Here is a 25,707-nt window from a genome sequence, read left to right as displayed (position 1 = left end):
GAGGTAGCTGTGCCGATCATCTCCGAGGCACAGGAGTACCACGAGGACGATCTCTTCGTGGACCTTCGACGGACCTTCGGACGCGAGCTCTACCTGAAGTGCGAAGGATTCAACTTCGCCGGCTCGATCAAGATGAAGGCCGCCCGGTCCATGGTCGAGGCGGCGGAGGCCGCCGGGGCGCTCCGGCCCGGCTCCGTCCTGGTGGAATCGTCGTCGGGCAACCTCGGCGTCGCGCTGAGCGTGCTCGCCGCCAGCAAGGGCTACGAGTTCGTCTGCGTCACCGACAGCCGGTGCAACCTGACCACGAAACAGTTCATCGAGTCCCTGGGCGGCACGGTCTACACCGTGACGGAACCGGCCGCCGACGGCGGTTTCCTCGGCGCGCGGCTCCGCCTGGTCAGGGAACTGTGCGAGTCGAACGACCGTTTCGTCTGGCTGAACCAGTACTCCAACCCCAACAACGCGCTGGCGCACTACCGCTCGACGGCCCCGGCGATCGACGCGCGGTTCCCCGAGCTGGACGTGGTCTTCATCGGTGCCGGGACCACCGGCACCCTCATGGGCTGCGCCCGCTACTTCAAGGAGCACCGGCCCGAGGTCACCGTCGTGGCGGTCGACGCCGTCGGCTCGGTGACCTTCGGGGGCCCGGCGCTGCCCCGGATGATCCCCGGGCTGGGCACGGGCGTCCGCCCGCCGCTCCTGGACCGGTCGTACGTGGACGACGTCATCCACGTCGCGGAGGTGGACACGGTCCGCGCCTGCCACCGGCTGGCCCGGCGCGGATTCCTCCTCGGCGGCTCCACCGGGACGGTGATCAGCGGCGCCCTGAGCTGGCTCGACCAGCACGCACCGGGCGAGGAGCGGACCGCCGTGGCCATCTCGCCCGACATGGGAGAGCGGTACCTGGACTCGGTCTACCAGGAGAGCTGGGTCGAGGAGATCTACGGCAGGTCCGCGCTCGCCGACGACTACGAAGAACCGGAAGAAGTCTCCATGCTCAGCTCGGGAGTTGCGCGATGACCGAACTCGTATACGCCGACACCGGCCAGGAGGCGGTCCTCACGCTCGGCGGGAGCGAGGCCGCCCTGGTGGAGGCCGTGGCGCGGGACATGCTCGACGTCGCGGAGGGCCGGGTGGACTCCCCGGAGTTCGTCGCCGCGGCCCGGGAGTCCTGGGAGCGCCTGCCGGCTCCGCTGCGGCAGGCGATACGCCGCTTCCGCCGGGACTCGGGCCCCGGTGGACGGCTGCTGATCCGGGGATTCCCGGTGGGCGACGACGCGTACCGGGACACCCCGATGACCGCCGAATCCGTCCAGCGGGACGCCTCCGTCCCGGCCGCGACCCTCCTCATGGTGGCCTCCGGTCTCGGCGACCCGGCCGCCTACCGGCAGGAGAAGTCCGGTGCGCTGGTGCAGGACGTCGTGCCGGTGCCGGGGCGGGAGGAGTTCCAGGGCAACGCCGGCTCGGTGCTGCTCTCCTTCCACACCGAGAACGCGTTCCACGAGTACCGCCCGGACTACGTGATGCTGCTGTGCCTGCGCGCGGACCACGAGGGTGTCGCCGGGACCCGCACCGCCTGCGTCCGGGAGGTGCTGGACCGGCTCGGCCCCGGGGCCCGGGAGGCGCTGTCCCGGCCGGAATTCCGCACCGAGGCGCCGCCCTCGTTCGGTTCGGGCTGTGCGGACGCCCCGCTGCACCCGGTGCTCGGCGGTTCGTGGGAGGACCCGGACCTGCGGGTGGACTTCTCCGCGACCCGGGCGACGACGGCCGCCGGAACGGCGGCCCTCGCCGAGCTGGGAGCCCTCTTCGAGGAGGTGTCGGCGACGTCCAGCCTGCTCCCCGGCGACCTGGTGATCGTGGACAACCACGTGACCGTGCACGGCCGCACCGCTTTCCGGCCGCGCTACGACGGCCGGGACCGGTGGCTGCAGCGCACCTTCGCGCTCACCTCCCTGCGCCGCTCGCGGAAGTGGCGGCCGGACGACGGATACGTTCTGGTTGAATGACACGACGGCAGTCGTGAACAGGGGGTACCCGGTGCGGGTGGTCATCGCCGAGGACTCGGTGATCCTTCGTGAAGGCATGGTGGAACTGCTGACCGCGCGCGGCTGCCAGGTCATCGCCACCGCGGGCGATGCGGAGGAACTGCTCACGGCGGTGGCCGCGGATCCCCCCGACGTCGCCGTCGTCGACATCCGCATGCCACCGACCCACACCGACGAGGGCATCCACGCCGCCGAGCGGCTCCGCGCGGACCACCCGGACGTGGGCGTCCTCGTCTTCTCCCAGCACGCCGAGCCCGTCTGGGCCGCCCGGCTGCTCGCCGACAACGCCTCCGGCATCGGCTACCTCCTCAAGGAACGCGTCGCCGCCACCTCCGACTTCATCGACGCGCTGCGCCGTATCGCGGAGGGCGGTGTCGCCCTCGACCCGGACATCGTCAGCCGCATGCTGACCAGCCGTGAGCGGCGCCTCGACCGGCTCACCGCCCGGGAACGCGAAGTGCTGGACCTGATGGCCCAGGGCCATTCGAACCGTTCCATCGCCTCGCTGCTCGTCATCACGGAACGCGCGGTGGAGAAGCACGCCGCGGCCGTCTTCACCAAGTTCGACCTGCCGCCCACCGACACCGACAACCGCAGGGTGAAGGCGGTCGTCGCCTATCTGCAGGAGACCAGGACCTGATCCGGTGCCTGCGCACCCGGCCGGGTCCCCGAGCCGCCGCCGTCCGGCCGCGTGCCGGGGAGGGGGCGGATATCCGAACCCCGGACCGAAGTGGTGGCACGGTGGTCCGGTGACACCGTGTCACAGAGAATCGGACCATGTCATTGAGCATCGGTCTGGCCCAGCCCGCTGAGGCGACAGGTATCGGAATCCACGTCAGGAGCCTGCAGCGCACGTACGGACGCGGCAGCGCGACCGTCCACGCACTGCGCGGGGTGGACATCGATTTCGCCGCGGGTACGTTCACCGCGGTCATGGGACCGTCCGGATCGGGCAAGTCGACCCTGCTGCAGTGCGTCGCGGGCATGGACCGGCAGACGTCCGGCACGGTCCACTGGGGCGACACGGACATCACGAGCATGCCGGAGCGGCGGCTGGCGCTGCTGCGGCGGGCCAGGGCGGGCTTCATCTTCCAGGCGTACAACCTGATGCCCGCGATGACGGTCGAGCAGAACGTCGCCCTGCCCGCCCTGCTCGCCGGCAGCCGGGTGGACTGGGACGCGGTGGCCACCGCGCTCGCGGAGGTCGGCCTGTCGGACCGGAAGAAGGAGCGGCCTGGCCAGCTCTCCGGAGGCCAGCAGCAGCGGGTCGCCGTGGCCCGCGCGCTGTACGCCCGGCCGCAGATCCTCTTCGCCGACGAGCCGACGGGCGCACTCGACCGGACCACCAGCCGCGAAGTGATGTGGCTGCTGCGCGAGAGCGTGGACAAGGGGGGCCGTACGTGCGTGATGGTGACGCACGACCCCGTCGCGGCGAGCTTCGCCGACCGGGTGGTCGTCCTCACCGACGGGGCCGTGGCCGACGACCTCGACCGTCCCTCGGCCGCGCTGATCGCCGAGAGGATGAGTGGGCTCTCATGCTGAGGCTCGCGCTGAGCGCCCTGCGCGCACGCCCCGCGTCGTTCGCCGGGCTGGCCATGACCCTGCTGCTGGCCGTCGCCGTCGTCACCCTGTTCGGGTCTCTCATCGCGACCGCGATCAGCACGGACGGGGCCTCCCGGCTGGGCATGATCGGTGGGGCGTTCGGCGAGATCGCGATGCTCATGTCGCTGTTCGTGGTCGCGAACACGCTCGGCTTCTCCGTGCGCCAGCAGTACCGCGACGTGGCCATGCTGCGGACGAGCGGCGCCACACCGGTGCAGATCAAGCGGCTCGTCCGCTTCCAGGTGCTGCTGGTGACCCTGCTGGTGTCGCCCCTGGCCTGGCTGCTCGGCGCCTGGGGCGCGCGATGGTTCCTGACCGAGATCGTCGCCCGGGACATGGCACCGGCCACCACGACGGTGCCCTGGTCCCCGTGGCCCATGCTGATCGGCACGGCGGCCACGCTGCTCGTCGGGGTCGGCGCGGCGAAACTCGCCGTGCGCCGGGTGATCTTCGGCAGGCCGTCGACGGCCATGGCCCTGGCCGTGACCGAGCACGGCAAGCTGGGCTGGGTGCGCGGCATCGCGGGCGTGATCGCCCTGGTGGGGGCCGGGGGCGTGTGCGTGTTCATCTCCGGGCAGCCGGCGGACAAGGCGGCGCAGGGCGCCCTGCTCGGGGCGCTGGTGTTCATGCTCGCCGTCGGGCTGCTGGGGCCGGTGCTGGCACGGGCCGTGGTCGCGGTGGTAGGCGTTCCGCTGCGCCTGGCCTGCCGTACGCACCGGGGCGAGGCGGGCGGCTGGCTCGCCGCCACCAATCTGCTGGGGCACGCGCACCGGATGGCTTCGGCGGTGGTGCCGATCGCGCTGCTGATCGGGCTCTCCCTGACGTTCACGGCGATCACCGGGACGATCCAGCACTCCGTGACGCAGGGCGTTCCGGAAGGGGCGTACTCCGAGAGCGACATCTGGCTGCGCGGGGTGGAGCTCGCGATGCTGGCCGGCTTCGGCGCGGTGGCCACGGTGAACACCCTGGTCTCGCTGACGTCGACGAGGCGGCGGGAGTACGCGCTGCTCACACTGACCGGCGCGACGCGGCGGCAGCTGTTCCGGATGCTCGGGGCGGAAGCCGTGGTGACCGCGACGACCGGTGCGCTGCTCGGTGTCCTCGTGGCGGCTCCCGTGAGCGTGGCGTTCGCGTGGGCGGCCACGGACAAGCCGTGGCCCTGGATCCCCGTGGAGACGTACAGCCCCCTGGTCCTGGGCGCGATGGCGCTGGCGGCCGTGACCATCATGCTCAGCGGGGCGTGGGCCACGACGAGGCCCGCCGTATCGGCCGTGGCCGCGCCATGACGGTGGAGACGGACGACGGAAGGCCCACCACCAGGTGGTGGGCGATACGACCGGCGACGGTCGCCTACGCACTGGCCGGACTGCCCTTCTCCCTGGTCGGGTTCGCCTACGCGCTGGCCGTCCTCTACGCGGGTGGTCTGCTGTCGCTGACCCTGATCGGCCTGCCGTTCCTCGCCCTGGGGCTGCGGGGGGCGCGGTTGCTCGGACGGGCCCACGCCCGGCTGATCCGGGCGGTGCTGGGGGAGCCGGTCGAGGACCCCGGTCCGGCGCAGTCGGCTCCGGGCCTGCCGCAGTGGGTCCGGAGCAGCCTCTCGGACGTGGTCGCCTGGCGCACCCTGCTGTACCTGGTCCTCAAACTCCCGGTCGACGTCTGCTCGTTCGTGGCCGTGCTGGGGCTTCCGGCGCTGTGGGTCTGGTCCGTGGTGTGGACGCTGATCGACCGGCCGGGCGTGGTGCTGGGGACCGCCACCGTGCTGGTGGGCCTGGCGGTGCTGACGCTCGTCCCGTTCGCGGTCCGCGCGGCGATGCGGCTGCAGGGTCTCCTCGCCCGTACGCTGCTCGGCCCCAGCGCCTCGCAGAAGCGGGTGCGGACCCTCGAATGGGCCCGCGGCACCGCGCTCGCCGAAGGCACCCGCACGCTGCGGCAGATCGAGCGGGACCTGCACGACGGCACGCAGGCGCAGCTCGTCGCGATCGCCATGACACTGTCGCTGGCGTCGGACGCACTGGAGGAGGGACAGGAGGGCACCCCGGACCGGTCCCGGGCGCTGGTCGCACGGGCCCGGACCCAGACCGACGCGGCCATGGCGGAGCTGCGGCGCCTCATCGACGGGATCAGCCCGGCCGCCCTCGACCTGGGGCTGGAGAACGCGTTGTCGCAGCTGACGGCGCAGGCCGGGGTTCCCGTCGCGCTGACGGTCTCCATCGGTGAGCGCCTGGACGAGGTGATCGAGCGGGTGGCCTACTTCTGTGTCGCCGAGCTGCTGACGAACGTCTCCAAGCACAGCGGGGCGACGCAGGCGTCGGTGGACGCGGCGCTGGTGGGGGACCTGCTGTCGATCCGGGTCCACGACAACGGCCGCGGTGGCGCCCGGATCGGCGCGGGCAGCGGCCTGGCGGGGCTGCAGGAACGGCTGGCGGCGGTCGACGGTGTTCTGCGCATCGACAGCCCGGCCTCCGGCTCGACCACGGCCGTGGTGGAACTGCCCGTCCGAATCTGAGGACTTCCCTCCCCGAAACACTTCGCTTTCCGGTCCGGCCCGGTCCGGTTCCGTTCTGGCGGCCGACTTGTTCGTTCATCGGCGTGACAAGTCGGCCGCTTCATGCCCCATGCCCGCAGAAATTTCGTGCCCCCATGCCCGCAGGGACCTTTTGCCATGCCCGCGGAAAGGAGAGAACCATGCGCCGAGGTGCGCTTGTCAGACAGGGAACAGGGACAGCGCTCGTGGCCGGATGCATAGTCGCCTCGGTCACGGCCGGCGCGGCGTCGGCCGGCCCCGGTCTGCCCTCGGCCCCCGCTCGTTCCCCCGTCACCGCGGAAGACCTCCCCGACCGGTACGCGGCGAACCGGCGGTACGCCGCCGAGGCCGCACGAGCGGCGGAGCGCATGGGCGACGACAGCCGCAGCCGGACGCTCACCCGGCTCGGCTCCGGAGGAAGGAAGTTCCTCGCGCTCGACACGGAGGGCGACGGCCAGGCCGTGGAGGTGCTCGGCGATCTGGCGCACGCGCGGCACGTGGCCCTCCTCGTGCCCGGGTCGGACACCACCATCGACACGTTCGACCACCTCGGCTCGGACCACGCCTCGGCAGGCGGCGGCGCCCGTGCCCTGTACCGCGAAATGCGCTTACTCGCTCCCGACGCACCGGTCGCCGTGGTCGCCTGGTACGGCTACCGGGCCCCCCGCACGAAGAGCCGCGACGTACTGACCGAAGCGCGTGCCGTGTCGGGCGGCGTCCTTCTCAGGGCCCAGATACGCGAGTTGAGGCAGGTGAACGACCGCGCCTCCATCACCCTGCTGTGCCATTCGTACGGTTCCGTGGTGTGCGCCCACTCGCTGCGGGCGGGGACGGGACCGCAGCCGGGCCTGAGCGGCGTCGCCGTGTTCGGCAGCCCGGGGACGGGGGCGGAGTCGGCCTCCGAACTCCATGCCGAGAAGGTCCCGTTCTGGGCCGGCCGGGGCAGCCGGGACTGGATAGCGAAGGTGCCCCACACCAGCATCGGCCTGTTCGGCGGGAAGGTCGGCTTCGGCGCCGACCCGGTGTCCGCGGATTTCGGCGCCAGGGTCCTTCCCACGGGAGAGGCCCAGCACAGCGACTACCTGCGACCGGGCGGCCTCTCCCTGCGGAACATCGCCCTGGTCGGTCTGGGGCGCGGCTCGGAGGTGACCGGTGGATGAGGCCCGTCCCCGCCCGGATTCCGGTTCCGTTCCCCCGGCCGGGCCGGACCGCCCGTTCCCCCGGCCTGCTGGGGGCGCTGCCGGGCACATCGCCGAGCACTCCGCCGGGCGGGCCCTCGTGGAACGCCTCCACTCGGCGGTGCTGCGTTTCGACGAGGCGAGCCCGGCCTCCCGGGACCGGGCGATCGACGTCCTCCGGGCCTTCGCCGTTCTCGGCGTGATGCTCGGGCACTGGCTGGTGAGCGCCGTCGTGCTCCGGGCGAGCGGCCATCTGACGGGTGACAGCCCGCTGCACTACCTGCCGGGCTTCACCCCGCTGACCTGGCTGCTCCAGCCCCTGGCCGTCTTCTTCTTCGTCGGCGGATGGAGCGGGGCCCGGAGCCACCGCTCCGCGACGGCGCGCGGCGGGACCCACCGCGGCTGGCTGGCCCGACGGGCACGGCTGCTGTTACGGCCGACGGCAGGTTTCGTGGCCACCTGGTCGCTGGTGCTGCTGGGCCTGGCCCTGACGGGGGTGGCCTTCGAGACGATCCGGACCCTGTTGATGCTGGCCCTGTCCCCGCTCTGGTTCCTGGGCGTGTACCTGCTGCTCACCGTCGCCACCCCTCTGATACGGAGGTACGCGGGCCGGTGCGCGGTCGTCGCCTTCCTCGTGGTCGTCACCACGGACACGACGTACCGGCTGTCGGACGGCGCGGAATGGGCCGACCTGCTGCATTCCCTGAACGTTCCCGCGGGCTGGCTGGTGCCCTATGCGCTGGGGGCGTTCTGCGCGGCGAACGGACTGGGCCGTCGTGGACATGCCGTCGGCATGCTCGTCGGCGGAGCGGCCGTCACCGCCGTGCTGACGCTGTATTTCGGCTATCCCGCGAGCATGGTCGGCGTCCCCGGCACCGAGGTGTCCAACCTCGACCCGCCGAGCCTGGCGGCCGTCTGTTTCGGCGTGGCCCAGTGCGGTGCCGGCCTGCTGCTGTGCGGTCCGATCCGTCGGCTCGTCGGGCGACCGGAGCCCTCGGACCCGGACCCGGGCACGAGCACGGCCCCGGCCCCGGGCGCGGCCTCGGGCGTGGCCCCGGACCCCGACTCGGACCCGGGCGCGGCCCGGGTCGGGGGTCGAGGCCGGGCCGGTGAGCAGGGTCCGCCCCGTGCGACTGCGCGTCAGTTCTGCTGGGCGGGGGTGGCGTTGCTCAACCTCTCGGCCCTGACGGTGTTCCTCTGGCACCAGACCGCGATGCTCACCACCACGGTGGTCTCGCTGGCCTTCGGAGACCGGCTCCTCGGTCTCCACACCGTGCCGGACACCGTTTTCTGGGTGCTCACCCGCCTTGCCTGGCTTCCCGTCTTCGCGGCCGTGCTGACCGCGTGCTGGGTCGCGTTCCGTGATCTTGAATTCAAAGCCCGAAGTTCCGCCCAATAGATCTCCCATATCCAGAAGATATCGGCCCGATATTCGGCGTGTGTACGGTTCGAATCATTTGCCGTCTGCTCGGGCGAAGCCAGAAGAAGGAGAGTTTTGTGACTTTTTCAGAGAGTGCGGAAAAGGCCCCCCAGGGTCTCTCCGTCGAATCCGTGAGCGCGCTCTACGAGAAGTATCGGGATGATCTGGCCGCCGTCAGGGACCAGCGGCGCGAGTTCCTCCGGCAGCGCGGAAAGGCGATGAAGGCGCAACTCGACGACTACGAGGCCGAGATCACGTATCTGCTGCTGCGTGAGCACCGTCCGGAGAGCGTCGTCGAGATAGGCACCTTCTACGGCTGGTCCACGATGTGGATTCTCAGCGCACTGCGCGACAACGGGATGGGGCACCTCTACTCGTTCGACATGGTCGACCATGTGGTGCGCAATGTGCCGTCCGAGCTCTCCGACGGTCGCTGGACCTTCACCAGTGGCGATGTCCGTGAGCAGCTGGATCGTTTTCCGGCCCGGACCGACTACCTCTTCATCGACGCCGACCACGGGGCCCGGTTTGCCCGCTGGTACATCGAGAACGTCTTCCCGCTGGTTCCCGCGGGCACGCCGACGAGCGTGCACGACGTCTTCCACGGCCGTCGGCCGAAGCCGCTGAGCGAGGGCTCGGTGATCATCAAGTGGCTCGCCGAACAGGGAATCGAGTACTTCACCCCGTCGGCCGCGAGGGCTCCCGAAGTCATCGCGCAGCTCCGGGTGGTGAAGAAGGACCTGAATCTCGACGAGCCGGTCCGCGACAGCAAGCACAACCCGATGATCTTTTTCACCCTTGGCTGATCCAGGGCCGGCCGATCCTGATTAGGCCGATCCCGGTCCGGCCGATGCCGGTACGGAGATGGGCGCGGCCACCGTTGCGCATCGTGAGTCGCGCGGACTCGCGAAGGGACGGTGGCCGCGGGGCCCGGCCCGGACCCCGCGACCACCGTCCCGCCCGTCACCACTCCTTCCGGTTCTCCGGTTCTCCGGCCTCCCGGGCCCGCCGGGTCGCCTTCGTGATACCGGCCCGCGCCTTCCCCGCCGCTGTCCGCGCCGACGAGCGCCCGGCAGGGGTGCCGCACCGACGAACGTCCCTCGTGGGGCCCCTCTTTGCGCTCCTCGCCGCGCTCCTCCTCGTACCCCCTTTTTCTGCGCCCCCCGGCTGCCGCGAGCGCCTCGTCCACCCCCTCGCACAGGACACGGCCCACGGGGAACGCATGGCGTGAAAAACCTTCCGGTGTTCGTCCGATAACGAGAGAAAAACACGCCCTCATAGTCTCTCCCCTGCACGGCCCGGCCGGAACGGTGGTGTGCCATTCAGTGGCACGGGAGATGCGGCATGAGCAATCCGGTTTTTCTCTGCGGAAAAGCCGGGTGCGCCCCCGACTGCCCATCGAACCCCCGCTCGTCCGGTGCATCAGAACGGTCCGCGTCCTCGGCATGCCCGTTTCCTCGGCATGCCGAAGTTCCCGGAATGCTCAAGTCCTCGGGGTGCCCAAGTCCTCGGGGTGCGTCCGTCCGGTCTTCTTTCGCGGGCCGGTCCTGTTCCGCTCCCGCATTTCACCGTCAGCGAGCCGGTGATTTTCGAACCCAAAGCCCAAAGGAGCTTTTCCCCATGCGTGATTCGTCGCCGCTGTCGGATCCGGGCATCGTGCCCAACCCCTACCCGGTCTACGCCGCTCTCGCGGAGCGCGAGCCCGTTCACTGGTGCGAGGGGCTGGATGCCTGGGCCGTCATGAGGTACGAGGACTGTGCCGCCGCGCTGAAGAGCTCCGACTTCAAGGCGGAACGCATGGAGGAGGTGCTGGACGCGAAGTTCGAGGGCCGGGAGCTGGCGCCGGACAACATCTACCACCGGTTCACCAAGAACGTCATGATGTACACGGACGCCCCGCGCCACACCGCGCTGCGGCGGTCCACCCGTGCGGCTTTCACCCGTGAGGCACACGAGCACTACAGCCAGGTGATCGAGCGCGTGGCCCACGACCTGGTCGCCTCGATCCCCGCGGGCACGAAGGAGCTCGACGCCGTACCCGCGTTGGCCGCCAAGCTCCCGGTGAACGCCGCCGTCCACGCCTTCGGAGTCCCGGAAGAGGACCTGGACTTCGTCATACCGCGGGTGGACACGATCATGACCTACTGGTCCGGCCCGCAGGACCAGCCGCTGCAGCTCGACCTCCTGCTCGACCACCTCGCGGATCTGCACACGTACTCCGAGGAACTCGTCCGGGGCAAGCGGGGGACGGTCCTCCCGGACACGGTCATCGCACGCCTCGCGGCCGCCCAGGCGGACAACGTCGACTGCACGCCGGAGCAGACGATCCATCAACTCGTCCTGCTGCTCATCGCCCTCTTCGCTCCCACCACCCCGGGTTCCACCAGCAGCGGCATGCTGTCGTTCGCGACGAATCCGGACCAGATCCAGCGCTTCCTGACCGACCCCGCCTGCGCGGACAACGTGGCCAACGAGGTGGTTCGGTACAACGCCTCGAACCAGTTCACGTGGCGCGTGGCGGGAACGACGGTCGAAATGAACGGGGTGAAGATCGAGGAAGGGCAGAACGTCGCCCTCTTCCTGGGAGCCGCGAACCGGGACCCCCGCATGTTCGAGCGGCCGGACGCGTTCGACCTCGGCCGGCAGAACAGCAACAAGCACCTCTCGTTCGGCGTGGGACCGCACTCGTGCCTCGGCCGGCAGATCGCCAGTCTCGAGCTCAAGTGGTTCTTCGCCGCGCTGTTCGCGCGCTTCCCGAAGATCGGCCTGGCGGGTGACCCCACCTGGAACTCGAACCTGGAGTTCCGGTCACTCGAGTCCTTGCCGCTGAGGTTCGGCTGACCGAACGGGCTGCGACGTGGGACCGTCGGGTCCCACCCACAGTTCGGGCAACGCGGCCGACACCCGACCGAGCCCGCCGCGCGCTCCGCCGGAGGGGGCGGCGGACGGACCCACAGGCTACTGCGAGGAGCACCATGCAGTCCGAAACCCTTCTGCTGCCCACCTGCGCTCAGCACACGGCCCTCGAACCGGGCATCCCCGCACCGCAGCCGCCCACCGCTTCCGCGCCCCCGACCGACGGCACCGTCGATCTGGAGGAGGCGGAGGGCTTCCTGGGCCAGTACTACGCCGAGTACCCCGCACAGTCCGTCACCCTGGCGCAGCGCCTGCGCCAGGTGCGCGCGGAGGCCGAGGAATCCGGCACCTACACGCACACGCCCGAGGAACTCACCTTCGGTGCCCGGGTCGCCTGGCGAAACGCCTCCCGCTGCATAGGCCGCCTCTACTGGAACAGCCTGAACGTGCGGGACCTGCGCCGGGTGACCTCCCCCGACGAGATCCACCGGGAGCTGTGCGAACACCTGCGTCTGGCCACCAACGGCGGACGCATCCGGCCCGTCATATCCGTATTCGCCCCCGACACCCCGAACCGGCCCGGCCCGAGGGTGTGGAACGACCAGCTCGTCCGCTACGCCGGTCACCGCGGGCCGGACGGCGGCGTCACCGGCGACCCCGCGCTCGTCGGCTTCACCGATGCCGTGCGGGAGATGGGCTGGCAACCTCCCGGGGGTCCCTTCGACCTGCTGCCCCTGGTCGTGGAGACGGCCGACAAGCCGCAGTTGTTCGAGACGCCTCGCGACCTCGTCCTGGAGGTCCCCCTCAGCCACCCCGACCACCCGTGGTTCGCGCGGCTCGGCCTGCGCTGGTACTCCGTCCCCGTCATCTCCAACATGCGGCTGCGGATCGGGGGCATCGACTACCCGCTGGCCCCGTTCAACGGCTGGTACATGGGCACCGAAATCGCGGCCCGCAACCTGGTCGACGAGGACCGCTACAACCTGCTGCCCGTCGTCGCCGGGCACCTCGGTCTGGACACCGGCAGCGAGTCCACCCTGTGGCGCGACCGGGCCCTGGTGGAGATCAACGTCGCGGTCCTGCACTCCTTCGAGGCGGCGGGCGTGAAGATCACCGACCACCACACCGAGTCGCGCCGCTTCCTCACCCACCTGGCGAAGGAGGAGAGCCAGGGCCGGATCGTGCCGACCGACTGGAGCTGGATCGTTCCGCCGGTCTCCGGCGGGATCACGCCCGTCTTCCACCGCTACTACGACGAGGCGGACCTCAACCCCAGCTTCCGCCTGGACGACCGGGCCCGCTCCCTCGCCCGGGGGAAATGCCCCGGCGCGTAGTACGCGACCTTCGTGCCGAACCACATCGGCGCCCCCCCGAGAGGGAAGTCCCACGGGCCGACGGTCCGTGGGACTTCTCCGCCCCGGCGACCCCGGATCAGGGCTTCGAAGCGCCCGGCGTGCCCTGGCGGGCGGCGTGCCCTGGGGGTCGGTGCGCCTGGGGCAGACGGCTTTCGGCCAATGGCGGTACCTTCTTCGCAATTGATCTGCGACAGGGCACAGGGCCAGGAGCGCAGGGCGAGCGGGGGAGGCTGCGCACCATGGGTGAAATCGAAGCGACCGTGCCGGTTCAGAGGGACGCGGCGAGTGATCCACGCATCCCGCTCGTGCCCGGATTCGCCCGGCGGACCACCGGGGCCCCCGGGGCGGGCGGGGCGTCCGGGGCGTCAGGGGGCGTGGCGCGGTCGCCGCGGAGGGAGGGCAGGGCCCTGCGGGAGAAGGTGCCCAGGGCCTCGCACGCCTTCCTCGACCTTCCGGCCGGGCGGCCCGACGCGGTGCGGGCGGTGGAGGAGTCGAGCAGGGGCCGAGTGCCCGCTCTCACCCCGATCCGGGTGGGCCGGATGGCGGCCACCCCCTTCGCCTTTCTGCGCGGATCGGCCGGGCTGATGGCCCATGACCTGGTGGGCACCCCGGTCAGCGGGGTGGGCGCCCAGCTCTGCGGCGACGCCCACGCGGCCAATTTCGGGCTGTACGGCGATGCGCGCGGCAGCCTGGTCATCGACCTGAACGACTTCGACGAGACCGTTTTCGGCCCGTGGGAGTGGGATCTCAAGCGGCTCGCCGCCTCGCTGGTGCTCGCCGGGCGCGAAGCCGGTGCGGACGAGGACACCTGCCGACAGGGGGCGTACGACGCGGTGGGGGCGTACCGGCGGACGATGCGGCTGCTGGCCAAGCTCCCGGCGCTCGACGCCTGGAACGCCATCGCGGACGAGGAACTCGTCTCGCACACGGACGCCCGGGATCTGCTCGGGACCCTGGAGCGGGTCTCGGAGAAGGCCCGCAGCAACACCAGTGCCCGTTTCGCGGCCAAGTCGACCGAGGACTCGGGGAACGGCGGGCGCCGCTTCGTGGACGCGCCGCCGGTGCTGCGGAGGGTGCCGGACGACGAGGCCGCGGCGGTCGCTGCGGCGCTCGGGGACTACCTGGGCACGATCTCCGAGGACCGGGTACCCCTCCTCGCCAGGTACGCGATCCACGACGTGGCGTTCCGGGTGGTCGGTACCGGGAGCGTTGGCACCCGCTCGTACGTGGTGCTGCTGCTCGACCACCGCGGTGAGCCCCTGGTGCTCCAGGTGAAGGAGGCCCGGCCCTCCGCGCTGGCGCCATACCTGCCGGCCGTCGGCTTCGACGTGCCGGAGGTGGCCCACGAGGGGCGCAGGGTGGTGCTCGGACAGAAGCGGATGCAGGTCGTCAGCGACATCCTGCTGGGCTGGGCGACCGTGGACGGGCGCCCGTTCCAGGTACGGCAGTTCAGGAACCGCAAGGGCAGCGTCGACCCGGCGGCGCTGGCGGCCGACCAGATCGACGACTACGGCCGGATGACCGGTGCGCTGCTGGCCCGCGCCCACGCGCACAGCGCGGACCCCCGGCTGATCGCCGGTTACTGCGGCAAGAACGAGGAGCTGGACGAGGCCGTGGCGGCGTTCGCGGTGACCTATGCGGACCGTACGGAGGCGGACCACACGGAGCTGGTGCAGGCCATCGGTTCGGGTCGGATAGCCGCTGAGCTGGGCGTCTGAGAGGGGCCGGGACCACCCGGGAGGTCCGGCGACGGCACTGAGCACGGCACCGGAAGCGCGACCGGCGTCGGAAACGGAGCCGGGAGCGGGACCGGGGAGCGGGGCCGGAAACAGGGCTGGAAACGAGGGCGGAAACAAGGTCGGAAACGGGGGCGGGGGCGGGGTCGGTCGCGCGTGCGGGGAGCGTGGGAGCCGACCGCGCGTCCCCTGGGCGTCGGCCGTGGTCATACGCTGGACGGGTGACCCACGAAGCCGCCGGAGTGCCGACCACCCGGAACGACGATGACCGGCAGGACAACGACCGGCAGCACGAGCAGCGTGCCCGGCACGAAGAGCACGGCCCGAGCGAGCCGTCCGAGCAGCGAGAACAGCCGGCCGACACCACTGCGGGGGAGCGGCCCGAGGCCCGGCTCGCGAGGGCGGTCCGGGTGGCGGAGCAGGCGCTGATCGAGTTCGAGATCGCGGTGGAGACCTTCCGGGTCGAGGTCGAGAACTTCTCCCGGCTGCACCACCAGAAGCTCGGCCCGATGTACACCCGCCTCGACGAGCTCGACGCGCAGATCGCGGAGGCCCGTGCCGCCAGGACGGGTGACCCGGAGGACATCCGCAAGGCGCAGGAGGCGCGGGCGGTCGTGATGCCGATGCCCGGCGTCGACGAACTGTTCCACGACTGGATCGACTCGGACGGGCTGTCTCCCGAGGCGGCGGCGATGCTGACCGAACAGCCGGTGCGGCCGCCCAAGCGGGTCAGGCCGACCGAGGAGGCGCGCAGGCTCTACCGCGACCTGGCCCGCAAGGCCCACCCCGACCTGGCGCAGGACGAGACGGAGCGGGCCCGCCGGGACGAGTTCATCGCCCGGGTGAACGCCGCTTACGGGCTCGGGGACGAGGCCCTCCTGATGGAACTGGCACAGGAATGGGAAGCGGGCCCCGCGGCACCGGAGACGGAGCTCGGCGAGAGCGAGGAGCTCTATGCCCGGCTGAACTGGCTGACCCAGCGCAAGGAACTCCTGACCGTGCTCGCACAGGAGCTGGAGGAGAGCGCGATCGGCGCCATGCTGCGGATGGCGCCCGAGGACCCGGACCGGCTGCTCGACGAGATCGCCGAGCAGCTGCTGGGCGAGGTCGCGCAGCGCGAGGCCGAGCTGGCGGGCCTGGTGCAGTAGCGTTTCCGGTGACCCTGGAGCGTACGTACGAGAGAAGGCATGACCCATGAATTTCGCCCCGCTGCCCTCGGTGCACGTCGCGGCGGTTCCGGCGGACGGCCTCGTGCTGGACGTCCGGGAGGACAACGAGTGGGCGGCCGGGCACGTCGAAGGCGCCCTGCACATCCCGATGAGCAACTTCGTGGCCCGCTTCGGTGAGCTGACCGAGGCCGTCGCCGACGGCCGACGCGTGCATGTGATGTGCCGGGTCGGCGGCCGGTCCGCCCAGGTCACCCAGTACCTGGTGCAGCAGGGCATCGATGCCGTGAACATCGACGGCGGCATGCTCGCCTGGGACGGTGCCGGACGCCCGATGGTCACCGACGACGACAGCCCGGCCTTCGTGCTCTGAACCGGCCCCACCCGACCCGGGGCAACCGGCCGCCGAACACCGTTCAGCAGAGCCTGCCCACCGAGCACGACATCGCCGTGGGCGGCCTGCTGTCCGGGGCCGGACCGACCGGCCAGCCGGTCGGTCCGCGCTCGACTCGGCCGTGGGCGATGCCGACGGCGTCAGGGGTGCCGGCGGTACCGAGGGTGCCGATGCTGCCGAGGACGCCAGTGGTGTCGAAGGCACCAGCGATGCCAGCGATGCTGGCGACGCCGACGATGCCGCTCGTGTCAGCCGAGGAGGTGGGTGGCCAGCAGGTCGCCCAGGGCCTCCTCGTGGGCCGCTGCCGGGCCGAGGGACAGCTCGATCTGCTTCGCCCAGGCGTGAAAGCGGTGCAGCGAGTAGTCCGTGTCCGCGCCGAAACCGCCGTGCAGATGCTGGGCCGTCTGCACGACCCGGCGGACACCGTCCGATGCCCAGATCTTCGCCACGGCGATGTCGCCCTCCGCGGGCAGGGCACTCTCGGCCCCGGTGGAGATCTGCCAGGCCGCCTGCCAGAGCGTCACTTCCATGGCCCGCAGGTCGATGTACCGGTCCGCGGCCTGCATGGCGACGGCCTGGAACGTCGCGATCGGGAAGCCGAACTGCTCGCGCTTTCCGGTGTATTCGCTCGTCATGGCGAGCACCGCCTCGCCCAGCCCCAGCGCGAGCGCGCACGTCCCGGTGGTGAGGAGGGCCCGCAGCCACTCCCAGGCCCCGGCACCGCCGATCAGCGCGCGCCGGTCGACCCGTACCGACCGCAGCCGGACCTCGGCGAACCGCTCACCGTTGGTGGAGACCTGCTCGGCCAGTTCGACACCGTCCTGGCCCGGCCTGACCAGGGCGACCACGGCCCCGCCCCCGCCCGTGTGTGCCGGAACCGCGATCCAGTCCGCCGCCTGCGCCCACGGCACCGCCGACTGCACCCCGTCGAGCACCCACTCCGAAGCGGCGCCGGTGGTGTCACCGGAACCTTCGTCCGGCAGGTGGTCCTTCGCGGCCGTCTCCCGGCGGGCGGTGACGGCGAGTTCGGCCGGGCCGTGGCCCGAGCGGCCATTGGCCCCGACGGTGAGCACCAGTTCGCCCCGGCCGACCAGGGGCAGCAGCTCGGCGGCCAGCCCGGGGTCTCCGTACCGCTGGAGTGCCATGGCGACCGCGCACGTCTCCAGCAACGGAACCCGCGCGAGCACTCTGGCGGACTCGCGCAGCACCAGGCAGAGCGCGATGAGGTCGAGCCCGGACCCGCCGTGCCGCGGCTCCAGGGGGAGGCCCAGCAGGTCGCCGGCGGCGAGGGCGGCCCACAGCGGCCGGTCGATGTCCTCGGCCACCGCGCCCGGCGCGAGAGCGGGGCTGGGCACTCCGTCGGGGGCGACCCCGGAGAAGACCGCTCGTGCCGCTTCCACGGCCGCCTGCTGTTCCTCGGTGAAGGTGAAGTCCACTGTCCTTGCCTCCCGCGAACCGCTGCTCCCGTACCCGAATCTGACGGCCCGTCAAGATAGAACAGGTTCTACGAGAAGGGAACAGGAGAGCAGCGGAACAGGAGAACCAGGAGAACAGCGGGACAGGGAGCCCGGGAACCCGGGAGCGGCGCGGCGGGGCGGTCAGCGGTCGAAGTCGAGTTCCACCTCCGGCGTCATCGGATGCGACTGGCATGCCAGCACATAGCCCGCCTCCGTCTCGTCCGGCTCCAGCGCGAAATTCCGGTCCATCCGGACCTCGCCCGAGACCAGGAAGGCCCGGCAGGTCCCGCAGACCCCGCCCTTGCAGGCGTACGGGGCGTCGGCGCGGCTGCGCAGCACGGTCTCCAGCAGCGATTCGCCCTTCTCCACCGGCCAGGTGCCGGAGCGGCCGTCCAGGGTCGCGGTCAGTCTGCTGTGGGCCGGTGACTCGACCGGGATGCGGACGGGTGCGATCGGGCCGTCGTCCACATGGAAGATCTCCTGGTGGATACGGGTCCGGTCGACGCCCAGGTCGCGCAGCGCCCGGTCCGCGGACCGGATCAGCCCGAACGGCCCGCAGAGGTACCAGCCGTCCACCTCGGTCACCGGAAGCAGCGCGGGCAGCAGTTCGGCGAGACGGTCCCGGTCCAGCCGGCCGGAGGGAAGGCCGGCCTGCTGCTCCTCCCGGGAGAGCACCGTGATCAGCTGGAACCGGTCCGGATGGCGGTCCTTGAGGTCGGCGACCTCGTCCAGGAACATCGTGGACAGGGACGTCCGGTCGCTGCGGATCAGGCAGAACCGGGCGTCCGGCTCCCGCGCCAGCAGCGTGGCCGCGATGGACAGGACCGGTGTGATCCCGCTGCCCCCGACGATCGCCGCGAAGTACCCGGCACGGGGCGTGAGCACGAAGCGGCCCATCGGAGGCATCGCCTCGACCACGTCACCGACGGCGAGTTCCTTCAGCGCGTACGTGGAGAACGCACCGCCGTCGACCAGCCTGATGCCCACGCGCAGTACGGGTTCGTCCGGTTCCTCGGTGGCGGGGGAGCAGATCGAGTACGAGCGGCGGATCTCCTCGCCGTCGACCGTGTAGCGCACATTGAGGTGCTGGCCGGGCTGGTGGCGGAAGGTCTCGCGCAGCTCGGGCGGTACGGCGAGCGTGACGGCCACCGAATCGTCCGTGAGCCGTTCGATCGTGCGGACCCGGAGCGGATGGAACATCTACAACTCCTTGAAGTGGTCGAACGGTTCGCGGCACGTCACACAGCGGCGCAGCGCCTTGCACGCGGTGGAGGAGAACCGGCTCAGCAGCTCCGTGTCGGTCGAGCCGCAGTGCGGGCAGCGCACCGAGAGCGTGAGCGGCACCGGGCCCCCGGCGGGGGCCGCGGCATCGTGCGGGCGAGGGGGTGCGATGCCGAAATCGGCCAGCTTGCGCCGTCCTTCCGCGCTGATGTCGTCCGTGGACCAGGCCGGTGAGAGCACGGTGACCACGGAGACCTCCGGTATGCCGTGGTCGTGCAGCACCCGTTCGATGTCGGCGGACATGGCTTCGATCGCGGGGCAGCCGGTGTAGGTCGGGGTGAGGCGCACGGTGACCCTGCCGGGGGCGAGGACGTCCACGCCCCGGAGCACGCCCAGCTCGTCCAGGGTCAGCACGGGCAGCTCGGGATCGGGTACGGAGCCCGCGAGCCGGCGCAGCTCCTCCTCCAGGAGCGTCCCGGTCACCATGACGCCCCCGGGTGGCTGCGGTGCAGATGTTGCATCTCGGCGATCATCCGGCCGAAGGGCTCGGTGTGGATGCCCTGGCGTCCCGCGCCCGCCGTCCACGCCCCGGACTGCGGACCGGCCGGCAGGGTCAGCGTGGCCCGCTCCAGCACCGCGGTGACGGACTCCAGCCAGCCGCTGTGCAGCGACTGCCAGTCGATCTCCACGCCCTCGACGGGCTGGAACAGCTCGCCGGTGAACCGCCACAGGGCATCCGCGGCGTTCTGCATCCGCTCGTGGCTCACGTCCGTGCCGTCGCCGAGCCGCAGTGTCCAGTGCTCGGAGTGGTCCTGGTGGTACGCGACCTCCTTGACGGCCTTCGCCGCCAGACCGGCGAACGGGCCCTTGCCCGCCGCCAGCTGCTCGTACAGCAACCGCTGGTAGGTGGAGAAGTAGAGCTGGCGGGCGATGGTGTGGGCGAAGTCGCCGTTCGGCTGCTCGACCAGCTGGACGTTGCGGAAGGCGCGCTCCTCGCGCAGGTAGGCCAGCTCGTCCTCGTCACCGACGAGGGAGAGCAGCACCCGGGCCTGCCCCAGCAGGTCCAGGGCGATGTTGGCCAGGGCCACCTCTTCTTCCAGCACCGGGGCGTGGCCCGCCCACTCCCCCAGCCGGTGCGAGAGCACCAGCGCGTCGTCGCCCAGGGCGAGGGCCGCGGTCACAGGTGCTTCACCCCTTCCGGGATCTCGTAGAACGTCGGGTGCCGGTACGGCTTGTCACCGGCCGGCTCGAAGAAGGAGTCCTTCTCGTCCGGCGAAGAGGCTGTGACCTGCGCGGACGGGACCACCCAGATGGAGACGCCCTCGGAACGGCGGGTGTACAGATCGCGCGCGTTGCGCAGGGCCATTTCCGCGTCCGGGGCGTGCAGGCTGCCTGCGTGGGTGTGGGAAAGCCCGCGGCGCGAACGCACGAACACCTCCCACAGGGGCCATTCGGTCGAGCTGCTCATGCTGTCGCCTCCCCGTTCGGTACGGTCGCGGTCCGCGCCGTCGTGTGTGCTGTCGAGTGCTTCTCGGCGTAGGCGACCGCCGCGTCACGGACCCAGGCGCCCTCCTCGTGTGCCCGGCGGCGCTGGCCGAGGCGCTGCTCGTTGCACGGGCCGTTGCCCTTGAGGACCTCCTGGAACTCCTTCCAGTCGATCGCGCCGAAGTCGTGCTGTCCGCGCTCCTCGTTCCACCGGAGATCGGGGTCCGGGAGGGTGAGGCCCAGCGCTTCGGCCTGGGGGACGCAGATGTCCACGAAGCGCTGCCGCAGCTCGTCGTTGGAGTGGCGCTTGATCTTCCAGGCCATCGACTGTGCGGAATGGGCCGAGGCGTCGTCCGGCGGGCCGAACATCATCAGGGACGGCCACCACCAGCGGTTCACCGCGTCCTGCGCCATCTCGTGCTGTGCCGGGGTGCCGCGGCTGAGGGTGAGCAGCAGCTCGTACCCCTGGCGCTGGTGGAAGGACTCCTCCTTGCAGATACGGACCATCGCGCGGGCGTACGGGCCGTAGGAGCAGCGGCACAGCGGCACCTGGTTGGTGATCGCCGCACCGTCCACGAGCCAGCCGATGGCACCGACGTCCGCCCAGGTCAGCGTCGGGTAATTGAAGATCGACGAATATCTCTGGCGGCCCGCGTGGAGCTTGTCGAGCAGCTCCTCGCGGCCGGTGCCGAGGGTCTCCGCAGCGCTGTAGAGGTAGAGCCCGTGCCCCGCTTCGTCCTGCACCTTGGCCATCAGGATGGCCTTGCGGCGCAGTGAGGGCGCCCGCGAGATCCAGTTGGCCTCCGGCTGCATCCCGATGATCTCGGAATGGGCGTGCTGGGCCATTTGCCTGACCAGCGAGGCGCGATACGCCTCGGGCATCCAGTCGCGCGGCTCGATGCGCTCGTCCGCCGCCACCGCGGCGTCGAACGCTGCCTCCAGGGCCCCGTCCGCCCCTTCGGGACCGCCCGCTCCCGCCTGCGCCGCCTGGTCCGCAGTCACTGCCGCCATCCCGGACTCCCTACCGACCGATCGTTCGGTTCAATGTCTTCAATGGTGAGTCGGCGGCCCGTAGGGTGTCAACCCTGTGGATAACTGACCGGGGAGCGACGGGGATCGGGGCGGGATGGATTCGTACGACGACAGGGGCGCCGAGAGCGGGAACGGCGACGCGGGGCCGGGGCCGGTACCGCGTGAGGACCCCCCTTCCGCCGCCGACGGGGAACCGGAGACGAGCACCCGTGGCGGGATGGCCGCCCTGTCGCTTCCGTACCAGATCGTGGCGGCGGTCGTGCTGTCGGTGATCGGCGTGGTCGCCTGTACCCAGCTGGCCATGGTGTTCCTGCACGTCGCCCCCTCGAACACGCTGACCAAGCAGCACGGCGAGGCGGTCGACGACTGGGTCTATCCCGAGTTCGAACAGAACTGGAAGCTCTTCGCCCCGAACCCGCTCCAGCAGAACATCGCCGTGCACGTGCGCGCCGAGATATCGGGCCCCGACGGCCGCCGCACCACCCCCTGGATGAGCCTTTCCGGCGAGGACGGCAAGGCGATCCGCGGCAACCTCCTCCCCAGCCACGTCCATCAGAACGAACTCCGCCGCGGCTGGGACTTCTACCTCGGCTCCCACGACAACGAGAACCGGGCCAACGGCCTTCGCGGCCGACTCTCCGAGCGCTACATCCGCCGCATCGCGATGCTGCGCCTGAGCGAACACGACTACGGCGGCACCGTCGAGCGCATCCAGATCCGCTCCGAGACGCGGTCCGTCGCGGCACCCGAGTGGAGCGACGAGAAGATCAGTACAAGGCCGTCCTACCGGGTGCTGCCCTGGTGGAACATCACCTCCGCCGACCTTCCCGCAGATGCCGAAGGGGCGGACAAGTGAGCACGCTTTCCTTCGACCGCAAGGTCGCCCGCGCCGTCCAGCGCATCACCTCCTCGGCCTTCGGCCCGTACCAGAGCGCCGTCATCCGGATCGGTTTCTCGGCCACCTATCTGCTCTTCTTGCTGCGCGAGCTGCCGCACCGCCACGAGATGTACGGGCCCGAGGCCCCTTGGCGCTGGGACATGGCGCAGCAGCTCATATCCGGCAACCAGGCCTTCACTGCCCTCATGTGGTCGGACAGCACGGTCTGGTTCGAGATCGTCTACGCGGTCGCGCTGATCTCCGCGGCGCTGCTGATGGTCGGGTGGCACACGCGCGCCATGTCGGTCCTCTTCATGGCCGGGGTCCTCTCCCTGCAGAACCGCAGCATCTTCATGGGCGACGGCGGCGACAACGTCATCCACCTGATGGCGATCTACCTGGTGCTCACGCGCTGCGGGCAGGTCTGGTCGTTGGACGCCCGGCGTGCGGCGCGCGCGGCACGCGCGGAGGAAGAGGCGGAGGAAGCGAAGGCAGCGGCGTGGGAGGCGGGCACGGAAGCCGATGTTCCGCGGCGCTCGACGCGCGGGAACGTGGTCGGACCGGCGCTGTGGGCGGTGCTCGGCGTGGTGCTGATCGCGGCCAGTGCGACGGACGGGCTCGGCGGTACCTGGTGGCTGCCCACACTCCTGTGGATCCTGTGGATCGGCGAGGGCGCCTGGTGGGCCGTGAATCGTTACGCCCCGCGGAGCCAGACGCGCATCCTGCTCGACGTCATCGCCAACCTCGCCCACAACGCGACTCTCGTCGTGATCATGGCCGAGGTCTGCCTCATCTACGCCACGGCCGGCTGGTACAAGATCCAGGGCTCGCGCTGGCAGGACGGCACGGCGCTCTACTATCCGCTCAAGCTCGACTACTTCACGCCGTGGCCCGGACTGTCGGACATCCTCGCCTCCAACGGCGTGATGGTGATGCTGATCACGTACGGAACCGTCATCGTCCAGGTCGCGTTCCCCTTCACCCTGTTCAACCGACGGGTCAAGAACGTCCTGCTCGTCGCCATGATCTGTGAGCACGCGGGCATCGCCCTGCTGCTCGGGCTGCCCTTCTTCTCGATGGCGATGATCGCCGCCGACTCCGTCTTCCTGCCGACCGTCTTCCTGGTCTGGCTCGGGGGCCGGGTGACCCTCGCGCGGAAACTGCTGTTCTCGCGCGAGAAGGAGGTCCCCGATCAGCGCGGTCCCGCCGACGACGAGGAGGCCCCGCAGCGCAGCGGCGACGGGGGCCATACGCTCGTCGGGTGAGCAGCAGCAGTGAGAGCGGCAGCACCGGTCGTGCCGGTGGCGCATCCGTGACGGTGACGGAGCAGGCTTCCCCGGCAGGGCACGTCCCCCCGGCGGAGCGTGCTCCCTCGGCAGGGCACGCGCCGTCGGAGGAGCACGGACCGTCCGCAGAGCCGATGCAGTACGACGAGGGATTCGGGACGGAGATCGGCGTCGGGCCGCATCCGCTGCCCTGGCCCTCGGACGAGCGGTACGACCCCGAGCTGCTCGCCCACGGCGACCGGCGCAACGTGGGCGACGCCTACCGGTACTGGACCCGGGAAGCGATCGTCGCCGATCTGGATCTGCGGCGGCACGACTTCCATGTGGCGGTCGAGAACTGGGGCCACGACTTCAACATCGGCTCGGTGGTGCGCACCGCGAACGCCTTTCTCGCCAAGGAGATCCACATCGTGGGCCGGCGGCGCTGGAACCGACGGGGCGCGATGGTCACCGACCGCTACCAGCATGTGCGGCACCACCCCGACACGGAATCGCTGACCGCGTGGGCGGAGGCCGAGGGGCTGCCGATCATCGGGATCGACAACCTGCCGGGGGCGGTGCCGCTGGAGCGGACCGAGCTGCCGCGGCGCTGTGTGCTGCTCTTCGGGCAGGAGGGCCCCGGGCTGACCGAGGAGGCCCGCAGGCATGCGGCGATGGTGTGTTCCATCGCGCAGTTCGGCTCCACGCGCTCGATCAACGCGGGGGCCGCGGCCGCCATCGCCATGCACGCGTGGGTGCAGCGGTACGCGGAGATCCCGGAGAACTGAGGGGCGATCGCCGGGCCGGAACGGGGCGGGCGGGGGAGATGTGGGCGTCCGGCCTGGATGCCCACACCTCTCCGCCGGTGATCACGCCTGGCGGCGGACCTCCACCATGCGGAAGCGGTTGGCCACGAAGGCCCCGTCGCACAGCGCCGCGTTCGCCGCAGGGTTGCCGCCCGAGCCGTGGAAGTCGGAGAAGGCCGCGGTCTGGTTGACGTACACCCCGCCGGTCAGGTTCAGCGACAGCTGGGCCGACTCGTCCAGACAGACGTCCACCACCGCGCTCTCCACCTCGGGCGAGGTGGTGTACGCGCCGACCGTCATCGCGCCCTTGTCCCGGACCGTGCGGCGGAGCAGGTCCAGGGCGTCGGCCGTCGAGTCGACCGCCACCGCGAAGGCGACCGGGCCGAAGCACTCCGACAGGCAGTGCTGCTCGTCGTCCGGCTTGGCAGCGTCCAGCTTGACGACGACAGGGGTGCGGACCACGGCGTCGGGGAACTCGGGATTGGGCACCTCACGGGAGGCCAGGGCGACCTCACCCAGGTCCGGGGCCGCCTCCAGGCGTGCCTTCACATCCGGGTTGACCAGGGCGCCGAGCAGCGCGTTCGCCCTGGCGTCGTCGCCCAGCAGACCGGTCACCGCGCCGGCGATGTCGGCCACCACCTCGTCGTACGACTTGTCGCCGGCGTCGGTGGTGATGCCGTCCCGGGGAATCAGCAGGTTCTGCGGGGTCGTGCACATCTGGCCGCTGTACAGGGAGAGCGAGAACGCCAGGTTGGACAGCATGCCGCGGTAGTCGTCCGTGGAGTCGAGGACGATCGTGTTGACCCCGGCCTTCTCCGTGTAGACCTGGGCCTGGCGGGCGTTGGCCTCCAGCCAGTCGCCGAACGCGGTGGAGCCGGTGTAGTCGATGATCCTGATCTCGGGGCGGAGCGCGAGGATCTTCGCGATGCCCTCGCCCGGCCGCTCGGTCGCCAGCGCGACCAGGTTGGGGTCGAAGCCCGCCTCGGCGAGCACCTCGCGGGCCAGCTGCACCGTGAGCGCGAGCGGCAGCACGGCGCGCGGGTGCGGCTTGACCAGCACGGGGTTGCCGGTGGCCAGGGAGGCGAAGAGGCCGGGGTAGCCGTTCCACGTGGGGAAGGTGTTGCAGCCGATCAGGAGCGAGATGCCGCGCGGTGCGGCGGTGAACGACTTGTGCAGCCGGAGCGGGTCGCGCCTGCCCTGGGGCTTGGACCAGTCGGCGTTTCCCGGTGTGCGGAGCTGCTCCTCGTAGGCGTACGCCACGGCTTCGAGACCGCGGTCCTGTGCGTGC

The 25,707-nt window shown here is 71.0% G+C and carries 24 protein-coding genes; 17 read left to right on the top strand and 7 right to left on the bottom strand.

The window, feature by feature from the left end:
- The first annotated feature begins 9 nt into the window (after window positions 1-9).
- The 14 genes from sbnA to ACWCXX_RS31215 all read left to right on the top strand — a co-directional run bounded on the left by sbnA (window position 10) and on the right by ACWCXX_RS31215 (window position 16,255).
- A complete protein-coding gene (gene sbnA / locus ACWCXX_RS31280) occupies window positions 10-1,020 on the top strand; it encodes a 2,3-diaminopropionate biosynthesis protein SbnA (RefSeq protein ID WP_451133119.1) in 1,011 nt (336 codons plus the stop codon).
- Entirely contained in the window at window positions 1,017-2,006 is a 990-nt protein-coding gene (locus ACWCXX_RS31275; RefSeq protein WP_451133117.1) for a TauD/TfdA family dioxygenase, read from the top strand. Before sbnA ends, ACWCXX_RS31275 begins: the two co-directional genes overlap by 4 nt.
- A gap of 13 nt (window positions 2,007-2,019) precedes the next feature.
- Entirely contained in the window at window positions 2,020-2,685 is a 666-nt protein-coding gene (locus ACWCXX_RS31270) for a response regulator transcription factor (protein ID WP_451133115.1), read from the top strand.
- Between the two features lie 137 nt (window positions 2,686-2,822).
- Window positions 2,823-3,587, top strand: coding sequence for an ABC transporter ATP-binding protein (locus ACWCXX_RS31265; RefSeq protein ID WP_451133113.1), 765 nt, complete (start codon window positions 2,823-2,825; stop codon window positions 3,585-3,587).
- Window positions 3,581-4,933, top strand: coding sequence for an FtsX-like permease family protein (locus tag ACWCXX_RS31260; protein WP_451133111.1), 1,353 nt, complete (start codon window positions 3,581-3,583; stop codon window positions 4,931-4,933). The genes ACWCXX_RS31265 and ACWCXX_RS31260 overlap by 7 nt, the downstream gene beginning before the upstream one ends.
- On the top strand, window positions 4,888-6,153 hold the full coding sequence (locus ACWCXX_RS31255) for a sensor histidine kinase (protein ID WP_451133109.1): 1,266 nt from the start codon (window positions 4,888-4,890) through the stop codon (window positions 6,151-6,153). Before ACWCXX_RS31260 ends, ACWCXX_RS31255 begins: the two co-directional genes overlap by 46 nt.
- Window positions 6,154-6,377: 224 nt before the next feature.
- The gene (locus ACWCXX_RS31250; protein ID WP_451133107.1) at window positions 6,378-7,331 is read left to right on the top strand and encodes an alpha/beta hydrolase; all 954 of its coding nucleotides are present in this window, start codon (window positions 6,378-6,380) and stop codon (window positions 7,329-7,331) included.
- Complete coding sequence (locus tag ACWCXX_RS31245; protein ID WP_451133105.1) at window positions 7,324-8,748, top strand: acyltransferase family protein; 1,425 nt, start codon at window positions 7,324-7,326, stop codon at window positions 8,746-8,748. Before ACWCXX_RS31250 ends, ACWCXX_RS31245 begins: the two co-directional genes overlap by 8 nt.
- A gap of 98 nt (window positions 8,749-8,846) precedes the next feature.
- Window positions 8,847-9,575, top strand: coding sequence for a class I SAM-dependent methyltransferase (locus ACWCXX_RS31240; protein ID WP_451133103.1), 729 nt, complete (start codon window positions 8,847-8,849; stop codon window positions 9,573-9,575).
- Between the two features lie 814 nt (window positions 9,576-10,389).
- The gene (gene txtE / locus ACWCXX_RS31235; RefSeq protein ID WP_451133101.1) at window positions 10,390-11,610 is read left to right on the top strand and encodes a 4-nitrotryptophan synthase; all 1,221 of its coding nucleotides are present in this window, start codon (window positions 10,390-10,392) and stop codon (window positions 11,608-11,610) included.
- 134 nt (window positions 11,611-11,744) lie between these two features.
- Window positions 11,745-12,959 (top strand): nitric oxide synthase oxygenase, encoded by a 1,215-nt coding sequence (locus tag ACWCXX_RS31230; RefSeq protein WP_451133099.1) that lies wholly within the window; start codon window positions 11,745-11,747, stop codon window positions 12,957-12,959.
- Window positions 12,960-13,219: 260 nt separating this feature from the next.
- Window positions 13,220-14,698, top strand: coding sequence for a DUF2252 domain-containing protein (locus ACWCXX_RS31225; RefSeq protein ID WP_451133097.1), 1,479 nt, complete (start codon window positions 13,220-13,222; stop codon window positions 14,696-14,698).
- 239 nt (window positions 14,699-14,937) lie between these two features.
- Window positions 14,938-15,864: a hypothetical protein gene (locus tag ACWCXX_RS31220; protein ID WP_451133095.1), complete on the top strand. Its 927-nt coding sequence runs from the start codon at window positions 14,938-14,940 to the stop codon at window positions 15,862-15,864.
- A gap of 46 nt (window positions 15,865-15,910) precedes the next feature.
- On the top strand, window positions 15,911-16,255 hold the full coding sequence (locus ACWCXX_RS31215) for a rhodanese-like domain-containing protein (RefSeq protein ID WP_451133093.1): 345 nt from the start codon (window positions 15,911-15,913) through the stop codon (window positions 16,253-16,255).
- Between the two features lie 269 nt (window positions 16,256-16,524).
- Here the strand turns inward: ACWCXX_RS31215 and ACWCXX_RS31210 are convergent, their stop codons facing one another.
- From ACWCXX_RS31210 to paaA, 6 genes are all read right to left on the bottom strand, one after another.
- On the bottom strand, window positions 16,525-17,712 hold the full coding sequence (locus ACWCXX_RS31210; RefSeq protein ID WP_451133091.1) for an acyl-CoA dehydrogenase family protein: 1,188 nt from the start codon (window positions 17,710-17,712) through the stop codon (window positions 16,525-16,527).
- Window positions 17,713-17,874: 162 nt separating this feature from the next.
- Window positions 17,875-18,933 (bottom strand): 2Fe-2S iron-sulfur cluster-binding protein, encoded by a 1,059-nt coding sequence (locus ACWCXX_RS31205; protein WP_451133089.1) that lies wholly within the window; start codon window positions 18,931-18,933, stop codon window positions 17,875-17,877.
- Window positions 18,934-19,440 carry a 1,2-phenylacetyl-CoA epoxidase subunit PaaD gene (gene paaD / locus ACWCXX_RS31200; RefSeq protein ID WP_451133087.1) on the bottom strand — a complete coding sequence of 169 codons (507 nt, stop codon included), beginning with the start codon at window positions 19,438-19,440 and terminating at the stop codon, window positions 18,934-18,936.
- Window positions 19,434-20,135 (bottom strand): 1,2-phenylacetyl-CoA epoxidase subunit PaaC, encoded by a 702-nt coding sequence (gene paaC, locus ACWCXX_RS31195; protein WP_451133085.1) that lies wholly within the window; start codon window positions 20,133-20,135, stop codon window positions 19,434-19,436. The genes paaD and paaC overlap by 7 nt, the downstream gene beginning before the upstream one ends.
- Window positions 20,132-20,422, bottom strand: coding sequence for a 1,2-phenylacetyl-CoA epoxidase subunit PaaB (paaB, locus tag ACWCXX_RS31190; protein WP_093548044.1), 291 nt, complete (start codon window positions 20,420-20,422; stop codon window positions 20,132-20,134). The genes paaC and paaB overlap by 4 nt, the downstream gene beginning before the upstream one ends.
- Window positions 20,419-21,450, bottom strand: a complete 1,032-nt coding sequence (gene paaA, locus ACWCXX_RS31185) for a 1,2-phenylacetyl-CoA epoxidase subunit PaaA (RefSeq protein ID WP_451133083.1) — start codon at window positions 21,448-21,450, stop codon at window positions 20,419-20,421. The genes paaB and paaA overlap by 4 nt, the downstream gene beginning before the upstream one ends.
- Window positions 21,451-21,565: 115 nt before the next feature.
- Here paaA and ACWCXX_RS31180 point away from each other — a divergent pair, with 115 nt between their 5' ends.
- The 3 genes from ACWCXX_RS31180 to ACWCXX_RS31170 all read left to right on the top strand — a co-directional run bounded on the left by ACWCXX_RS31180 (window position 21,566) and on the right by ACWCXX_RS31170 (window position 24,401).
- The gene (locus tag ACWCXX_RS31180; RefSeq protein ID WP_451133081.1) at window positions 21,566-22,327 is read left to right on the top strand and encodes a DUF5819 family protein; all 762 of its coding nucleotides are present in this window, start codon (window positions 21,566-21,568) and stop codon (window positions 22,325-22,327) included.
- Window positions 22,324-23,613: an HTTM domain-containing protein gene (locus ACWCXX_RS31175; RefSeq protein WP_451133079.1), complete on the top strand. Its 1,290-nt coding sequence runs from the start codon at window positions 22,324-22,326 to the stop codon at window positions 23,611-23,613. Before ACWCXX_RS31180 ends, ACWCXX_RS31175 begins: the two co-directional genes overlap by 4 nt.
- Window positions 23,614-23,768: 155 nt before the next feature.
- A complete protein-coding gene (locus tag ACWCXX_RS31170; protein WP_451133141.1) occupies window positions 23,769-24,401 on the top strand; it encodes a TrmH family RNA methyltransferase in 633 nt (210 codons plus the stop codon).
- 81 nt (window positions 24,402-24,482) lie between these two features.
- Here ACWCXX_RS31170 and paaN read toward each other — a convergent pair.
- On the bottom strand, window positions 24,483-25,707 hold a 1,225-nt coding region (gene paaN, locus ACWCXX_RS31165; RefSeq protein ID WP_451133077.1), incomplete at its 5' end, for a phenylacetic acid degradation protein PaaN.

Source organism: Streptomyces sp. NPDC001732 (assembly GCF_053596315.1).
The sequence above is the reverse complement of the archived record's forward strand: the minus strand, read 5'-3'. Positions and strand labels throughout refer to the sequence as shown.

Coding starts and splice junctions, on each gene's coding strand:
- ACWCXX_RS31205 (WP_451133089.1), bottom strand. CDS start 18,933: ATGTTCCATCCGCTCCGGGTCCGCACGATCGAACGGCTCACGGACGAT.
- ACWCXX_RS31215 (WP_451133093.1), top strand. CDS start 15,911: ATGAATTTCGCCCCGCTGCCCTCGGTGCACGTCGCGGCGGTTCCGGCG.
- txtE (WP_451133101.1), top strand. CDS start 10,390: ATGCGTGATTCGTCGCCGCTGTCGGATCCGGGCATCGTGCCCAACCCC.
- ACWCXX_RS31260 (WP_451133111.1), top strand. CDS start 3,581: ATGCTGAGGCTCGCGCTGAGCGCCCTGCGCGCACGCCCCGCGTCGTTC.
- paaB (WP_093548044.1), bottom strand. CDS start 20,422: ATGAGCAGCTCGACCGAATGGCCCCTGTGGGAGGTGTTCGTGCGTTCG.
- paaA (WP_451133083.1), bottom strand. CDS start 21,450: ATGGCGGCAGTGACTGCGGACCAGGCGGCGCAGGCGGGAGCGGGCGGT.
- ACWCXX_RS31265 (WP_451133113.1), top strand. CDS start 2,823: ATGTCATTGAGCATCGGTCTGGCCCAGCCCGCTGAGGCGACAGGTATC.
- ACWCXX_RS31170 (WP_451133141.1), top strand. CDS start 23,769: ATGCAGTACGACGAGGGATTCGGGACGGAGATCGGCGTCGGGCCGCAT.
- ACWCXX_RS31225 (WP_451133097.1), top strand. CDS start 13,220: ATGGGTGAAATCGAAGCGACCGTGCCGGTTCAGAGGGACGCGGCGAGT.
- paaD (WP_451133087.1), bottom strand. CDS start 19,440: ATGGTGACCGGGACGCTCCTGGAGGAGGAGCTGCGCCGGCTCGCGGGC.
- ACWCXX_RS31275 (WP_451133117.1), top strand. CDS start 1,017: ATGACCGAACTCGTATACGCCGACACCGGCCAGGAGGCGGTCCTCACG.
- ACWCXX_RS31180 (WP_451133081.1), top strand. CDS start 21,566: ATGGATTCGTACGACGACAGGGGCGCCGAGAGCGGGAACGGCGACGCG.
- ACWCXX_RS31230 (WP_451133099.1), top strand. CDS start 11,745: ATGCAGTCCGAAACCCTTCTGCTGCCCACCTGCGCTCAGCACACGGCC.